Annotated in this window: 1 protein-coding gene; it reads left to right on the forward strand. The window is 71.5% G+C overall.

The genetic code is table 11. From position 1 onward, the window contains the following. On the forward strand, nucleotides 1-7932 hold a 7932-nt coding region (locus ACZ4QV_RS30035; RefSeq protein WP_467763645.1), incomplete at its 5' end, for a type I polyketide synthase. Between the last annotated feature and the right edge of the window lie 47 nt (nucleotides 7933-7979).

Raw genomic sequence — 7979 nt, forward strand, 5'->3', positions numbered from 1 at the left:
GGGCAGGGTGCGCAGTGGGCGGGCATGGGCCGGGGCCTGTATGCGGGCAGTGCGGTGTTCGCCGAGGTCTTCGACCGGGTGTGCGGGCTGCTGGAACTGGAACTGGGGACTGCGGTGTGCCTGCGGGACGTGGTGTTGGGCGTGGAGGAGGTGGACGCTGGCCTGGCGGATCAGACGCTGCATGCGCAGGCGGGGCTGTTCGCTTTCGAGGTGGCCCTGGCTGCGGTGTTGAAGGCCGCTGGTGTGGTGGCGGACGCGGTGGTGGGTCATTCGGTGGGCGAGGTGGCCGCGGCCTATGTGGCGGGGGTGCTGTCGCTGCCGGACGCCTGCGCTCTGGTAGCCGCCCGGGCCCGGCTGATGCAGGAACTGCCGTCGGGTGGCGCGATGGCGGCGGTCAACGCCTCAGAGACGGCAGTGATCGCCTCGTTCGGCGAGGTGCCGGGTGAGGTGGCCATTGCCGCGGTCAATGGCCCGGAGTCGGTGGTGATTTCCGGCGCTGCCGAGGCGGTTGATGCGGTGGTGGAGTTGTGGCGGGGCCGGGGTTGCCGGGTGCGGCGGCTGCGGGTTTCCCACGCCTTCCACTCCTCAGCCATGGACCCGGTGCTGGGCGAGCTTCGTAGCGTTGCGGAGGGGCTGGAGTTCCGTCGCCCGGAGGTGATGTGGGCCGGCGCCCTCACCGGTGAGCTGGTGTCTGAGCCGCAGGCCGGCTACTGGCCTGCGCAGACCCGCGGGACCGTACGGTTCGCCGACGCAGTAGCCACCCTCGCAGCGGAAGGCGTCTCGGTCTTCCTCGAAGTGGGCCCGGACGGCTCACTCTCCTCCCTGGGCCCCGACGCGGTCGCCGGCGTGGACGGCGCCGAGGCGGCGTTCGTCGCGCTTCAGCGGCGTGACGACCAAGGGTCCACTGGTCTGCTGGCGGGTTTGGCCCGTGCTTTCGTCAACGGTGCTTCGGTCAACTGGGCGTCGGTGCTGCCCGCCGGTGAGCAGGTGGAGCTGCCCACGTATGCCTTCCGCCACCAGCGCTACTGGCCCGAGGGCGTTCTCCCGCTCATGCCATCAGCGGTTGCTATCGAGGCCGGGGCTGGCAGCGAGGCGGAGGCTGGTTTCTGGGCGGCTGTGGAGGGTGGTGATCTGGAGCAGCTTGCGGAGGCGCTGGCTTTGGAGGATGAGAGTCAGCTGGGTGCGGTGTTGCCGGCGTTGGCGTCGTGGCGGCGTCGTGAGCTGGACCGTTCGGCTACTGCCGACTGGCGTTACCGGACTGTTTGGTCGCCTGTTGCCGAGTCTGATGCTTGTGTGCTGACCGGTGCTTGGGTGCTGCTTGCGCCGGCTGGTTGTGCGGAGGAGCTGCGGCACCGGTGTGTGGCGGCGCTGGCGGCCCGTGGTGCTGAGGTCGTGGTGGTCGAGGTCCCGGCCGGGGCGGTGGGCCGGGCGGAGCTGGCCGCGTTGCTGTCCGGCGCGGTGGATGCGTCGGCGGTGTCCGGTGTGTTGTCGTTGCTGGCGCTGGACGAGGCGCCGCTGCCGGATCACCCGGTGGTGAATGCCGGTCTGGCTGCCACCTTGGGCCTGGTGCAGGCTCTGGGTGATGCCGGGATCGAGGCGCCGCTGTGGATCGCCACGCGCGGTGCGGTCGCGGCCGGCCGCAGCGAGGTACTGGCCCGTCCGGTGCAGGCGCAGGTGTGGGGTCTGGGCCGGGTGGTCGCGCTGGAGCACCCCGAGCGTTGGGGTGGTCTGGTCGATCTGCCGGAGACGCTCGATGAGCGGTCCGGTGCGCGGTTGGTGGCGGTGCTGGCCGGCTGCGGCGAGAGCGAGGTCGCGATCCGGGCGGCCGGGGTATTGGGTCGTCGGCTTGCGCATGTCTCGGGGCGTGGTGTGCGGGAGAGCTGGGCACCGCGCGGCACTGTACTGGTCACCGGTGGCACCGGCGCCATTGCCGGACATGTCTCGCGGTGGCTGGCGGGCCGGGGTGCCGAGCGCCTGGTGCTGACCAGCCGATCGGGTCCGGGGGCTGTGGGCGCGGCAGCGCTGGCGGCCGAACTGGCCGTGGCCGGCTCGGCTGTGGAGGTCGTCGCCTGTGACGTCAGCGAACGGTCCTGTCTGAGCGGGCTGCTGGGCCGAATCGGTGCGAGCGGCCCTCGGCTGTCGTCGGTGTTGCATACCGCGGGTGTGCTGGATGACGGTGTGGTGGACCGTCTCTCCGCTGCGCGGCTGGAGAGCGTGCTGGGGGTGAAGGCGCATGGTGCGGTGCTGTTGGATGAGCTGACCGCGGACCTGGGCCTGGACGCGTTCGTACTGTTCTCGGCTGCGGCGGCGACTCTGGGGGGTTCGGGTCAGGGTAACTATGCGGCGGCCAATGCCTTCCTGGACGCGCTGGCGGAAAACCGCCGGACCCGTGGGCTGGCCGGCCTGGCGGTGGCTTGGGGTCCGTGGTCGGGCGGTGGTATGGCTGCGTCGAGTGGTGTGGTGCGGGCGCGGGTTGAGCGTGGGGCGATGCCGCCGATGGATCCGCGGCTTGCGGTGCGTGCGCTGGCCGAGGCGTTGCAGGGTCCGGATGCCGCCGTCGCCGTCATGGACGTGGACTGGCCGCAGCTGGCATCCGATGCCGGTGCCACGGGGATGCTGAAGCGGCCGTTGGTGCGGGATCTGCCCGAGGTCCGTCAGCTGCTGGCGACGGCGGGGAACGCGGTCACCGTGGCGCCTGCGGAGGGTGAGCTGGCCCGTCAGCTGGCTGGGCTGGGCCGATCGGAGCAGGAGCGGATGCTCACCGACGTGGTACGCGGCGAGGCTGCGGTGGTGTTGGGCTATGGCTCGGCCGATGCGGTGGAGGACCGTCGGGCGTTCAAGGATCTGGGTTTTGATTCGCTGACTGCGGTCGAGCTGCGTAACCGTCTCAATGCGGTGACCGGTTTGCGGTTGCCGTCGACCTTGGTCTTCGATTACCCCACCCCGCTGGCGCTGGCTGCCTTCCTGCGCGACGAGCTGACCGGGCAGCAAGAGGGCACGGCCGCTCCGGTAATCACCGTGGTGGCGGCGCCTGCGGACGAGCCGCTGGCGATCGTCGGGATGGCGTGCCGCTTCCCCGGCGGAGCGGGCAGTCCGGAGGAGTTCTGGGAGTTCCTTGCTTCCGGTGGTGACGGCGTGGGTGACTTCCCGACCGACCGTGGCTGGGACCTGGAGAGTGTTTACGACCCGGAGGGTGAGCGCGAGGGCACCTCGTATGTCGCGCAGGGTGCGTTCCTGCGGGAGGCGGCCGAGTTCGATGCGGGGTTCTTCGGGATCAGTCCGCGTGAGGCGCTGGCGATGGATCCGCAGCAGCGGCTGATGCTGGAGACGTCCTGGGAGGCGCTGGAGCGGGCCGGCATCGACCCGGCCTCGCTGAGGGAGAGTGCCACTGGTGTCTTCGCCGGCGGCTTCACCTCCGGCTACGGGCTCGGCATTTCCATGAGTCAGGATGACTCCGGTGCCGAGGGCCATGTGCTGACGGGCAATGCGACCAGTGTCCTGTCCGGCCGGGTGTCCTACGTGCTGGGTCTGGAGGGTCCGGCGGTGACGGTGGACACGGCGTGTTCGTCGTCGTTGGTGGCGCTTCATCTGGCGGCGCAGGCGGTGCGGTCGGGGGAGTGTTCGCTGGCGCTGGCCGGTGGGGCGACGGTGATGGCGACGCCGGGTACGTTCATCGACTTCTCCCGTCAGCAGGGGCTGTCGGCCGATGGCCGGTGCCGGGCTTTCTCCGAGGAGGCGGATGGTACGGGCTGGGCCGAGGGCGCCGGCATGGTTGTGGTGGAGCGGCTGTCCGATGCCCGCCGTAATGGCCACAAGGTGCTGGCGGTGCTGCGGGGCAGTGCGGTCAATCAGGACGGTGCGTCCAACGGGCTGACCGCGCCCAACGGGCCCTCGCAGCAGCGCGTGATCCGCGCGGCGTTGGCGAATGCCCGGCTGTCTCCTGCTGAGGTGGATGTGGTCGAGGCCCACGGCACCGGGACGACATTGGGTGACCCGATCGAGGCGCAGGCGCTGCTGGCCACCTATGGTCAGGACCGTGGCGAGGGTGACCCGCTGTGGCTGGGGTCGGTGAAGTCCAACATTGGTCACACCCAGGCCGCGGCCGGTGTGGCGGGTGTGATCAAGATGGTGCTGGCCCTGCAGTACGAGCGGTTGCCGCGGACCCTCCATGCCGAGGTGCCGTCCTCACACGTGGACTGGTCGGCGGGTGCGGTGCGGCTGCTCACCGAATCGGCGTCGTGGCCCTCCACCGGTGATCGGGTGCGGCGGGCTGCTGTCTCGGCGTTCGGGATGAGCGGCACCAACGCGCACGTCATCCTGGAAGAGGCCCCCGCAGCGCAGGACGCCGAAGCCGTCGAGGAATCCGGGGAACCGGAGGCCCCGGTCGTCACCGGTGCCGGCGCCTGGGTGCTGTCCGGTCGGACCGTTGATGCGCTGACGGCGCAGGCGGGGCGGCTGCGGGAGTGGACGGCGATGCGTCCGGAGCTGGAGCCGGCTGATGTGGCCTGGTCGCTGGCGGCGACGCGTTCCGTCTTCGAGCACCGGGCTGTCGTGGTGGGTACGGGGCGTGCCGAGTTGCTCGGCGGCGTGGAAAGCGTGGCGTCGGGTGTTCCATCCGGCGTGGTGGTGTCCGGCGTGGCCCGCTCCAGCGTCCGTCCGGTGTTTGCCTTCGCTGGTCAGGGTTCGCAGTGGCTGGGGATGGGCCGGGAGCTGGCGGGGGTTTCGCCGGTGTTCGCGGCGCGGCTCGATGAGTGTGCGGCGGCGTTGGCGCCGTACGTGGACTGGTCGCTGACTGAGGTGTTGGCGGGTGTGGAGGGTGCTCCGGCGTTGGAGGCGGCGGATGTCGTCCAGCCCGCGTTGTGGGCGGTGATGGTCTCTCTTGCTGCTGTTTGGGAGGCCGCGGGTGTCGTCCCGGAAGCCGTGGTGGGCCATTCGCAGGGGGAGATCGCTGCGGCGACGGTGGCGGGGATGCTGTCGCTTGAGGACGGCGCCCGCGTGGTGGCGTTGCGGTCGCGCGCGCTGAAGGTGCTGGCGGGTGCGGGCGGCATGCTGTCGGTCAGCCGCCCGGCGCCGGAGGTCCAGGAACGTCTGGTCCAGTTCGGGGACCGGCTGTCCCTGGCGGCGGTCAACGGCCCCTCGGCCACCGTGATCTCGGGTGAACCGGCCGCGCTGGAGGAGCTGAAGTCCGAGTTCGAAGCGGACGGTGCCCGGGCCCGCATGGTCGCGGTGGACTATGCCTCGCATTCGGCGCAGGTGGACCGGCTGGAGGAGGAGATCACCATCGTTCTGGCCAGGCTCTCCCCGCGCCGGGGCCGGGTCCCGATGGTCTCCGCGATGACCGGCGAAACCCTCACCGGTGAGGAGCTGGACGCCGGGTACTGGTATCGCAGCCTGCGCGCGACGGTGCATTACGACCGCGCGGTGCGGGTGCTGGCGGGCCGTGGTCATCAACTGTTTGTTGAGGCGACGCCGCATCCGGTGCTGATGGGGGCGATGAACGACACCCTCGTGGACCTCGCCCAGGAGACGGGTGGGGAACCTGCTGCGGTGTGCGGGACGCTCCGTCGTGATGACGGTGGTGCCGAGCGCCTGCTGACCTCGCTGGCGGAGGCGTTTGTCAGCGGCGCGTCGGTGGACTGGGCGTCGGTGCTGCCCGTGGGCGAACAGGTTGAGCTGCCGACGTACGCGTTCCGTCGTCGCCGGTTCTGGCCGGAGGGCATGCTGGTGCTGCCGGTGCCTGGTTCCGCAACCGCCGGGACCGGGACCGGGACCGGGGCCGGGGCTGGAGCCGGGGCTAGTACTGATGCGGAGTCGGCGTTCTGGGCGGCTGTCGAGGACGGTGACCTGTCCGGGCTGGGTGATGTGCTGGCTTTGGAGGGCGGGCGCCCGTTCAACGAGGTGCTGCCGGCGCTGGCGTCCTGGCGTCGCCGCGAACGGGATCGTTCGACCACTGCCGGTTGGCGCTACCGCACGGGCTGGTCGGCCATTGCCGAGCCGGATGCCGGACTGCTGTCCGGCACGTGGCTGGTGGTGGTCGCGGCTGGGGTGGACGGCGATGCGGCGCAGCAGTGCGCGGCCGCGCTCAGTGCCCGCGGAGCCGAGACCGTAACGGTCGAGGTCCCGGCCGGGACGGTGACCCGGGCCGAGCTGACCGCGTTGCTGACTGGTGCGGCGGATGCGTCGGCGGTGTCCGGGGTGCTGTCGTTGCTGGCGCTGGATGAGACGCCGCTGCCGGATCACCCGGTGGTGAACGCCGGTCTGGCCGCCACCCTGGGCCTGGTCCAGGCTCTGGGCGACGCCGGGATCGAGGCGCCGCTGTGGATCGCCACGCGCGGTGCGGTCGCGGTCGGCCGCAGCGAGGTACTGGCCCGTCCGGTGCAGGCGCAGGTCTGGGGCCTGGGCCGCGTGGTCGCGCTGGAGCACCCCGAGCGCTGGGGCGGTCTGGTTGACCTGCCGGAGACACTCGACGAGCGGTCCGGTGCACGGCTGGTCGGTGTACTGGCCGGCTGCAAGGAGAACGAGGTCGCCATCCGTGCGGCCGGAACCCTGGGGCGGCGGATGTCGCGGGTGCCGCGACGCAGCCCCCGCGCACCCTGGACGTCGCGGGGGACCGTACTGGTCACCGGTGGCACCGGTGCCATTGCCGGGCATGTTTCGCGGTGGCTGGCGGGCCGGGGCGCCGAGCGTCTGGTGTTGGCGGGCCGTTCCGGCCCGGCAGCCGCCGATGTCGCGGCGCGGGCCGCGGAGTTGGCCGCCGCTGGCGCCCACGTGGACGTGATCTCCTGCGACGTCAGCGAACGAGGCCCCCTGACCGACCTGCTGACCTGGATCGGCCGTAGCGGTCCGAAGCTGTCCTCGGTGCTGCACACCGCGGGCGTGCTCGACGACGGTGTGCTGGACCGCCTCACCACCCCGCGGCTGGAGAGCGTGCTGGGTGTGAAGGCGCACGGTGCGGTGCTGCTGGATGAGCTGACTGCGGACCTGGATCTGGACGCTTTCGTACTGTTCTCCTCGGCCGCCTCGACCCTGGGCGGTCCGGGTCAGGGCAACTACGCGGCGGCCAATGCCTTCCTGGACGCGCTGGCGGAGAACCGGCGCGGTCGCGGACTGGCCGGCTTGGCGGTGGCCTGGGGCCTGTGGGGCGGTGGCGGCCTGGGTGAATCCAACGAAGCCATCCGCTCCCGGATGCGACGGCTCCCGATGCCGCCGATGGACCCCCAGCTCGCCGTCCGGGCGCTGGGTGAGTCGCTGGACGGTCCGGAGCCGACGGTGACGGTGATGGACTTCGACTGGCAGCAGCTGGGCTCGGCACCGGGCTCGGCGGACGAGCTGGATCTGCCGCTGGTCCGGGACATTCCGGAGATCCGCCGACTGGCCGCGGAGCGGGCCGCCGCAGGCAGCGTGTCCCGCAGCGACAGCAAGGGCGAACTCGCCACCCGGCTGGCCGGGGCGGGCCGCTCGGAGCAGGACCGGATACTGACCGACGTGGTCCGCGCCGAGGCCGCCGCCGTACTGGGGCACGACTCGGCGGACGGGGTACAGGCCCGACAGGCCTTCAAGGACCTGGGCTTCGACTCACTCACCGCCGTCGAACTGCGCAACCGCCTCAACGCGGCGACAGGACTGCGGCTGCCGGCCACCCTGGTCTTCGACCACCCCACCCCGACCGCGCTCGCCGGCTGGCTGCGCACCGAACTCGCCCCCCAAGAGGCGCCAGCAGTACCGCTCCTCGCCGAACTCGACCGGCTGGAGGCCGCCCTGCGCTCCGGGCCGGTGGACGACCCGGTGCGGGAGGAGGCCACCAGCCGACTGCGCCGACTGCTGGAGACCATCGGCGAACAGGCCGCCGACCAGGGCAGGAAGCAACAGCAAGCCGACATCGACGCCGCCACCGACGAAGAGCTGTTCGCCCTCGTCGACGGACTCGAATGACACCCGCCCGGCCCTGACGGCCCCCCGGCCCGAACCGGTCCGCCCCG

Source organism: Streptomyces sp. NPDC026394, assembly GCF_055567735.1.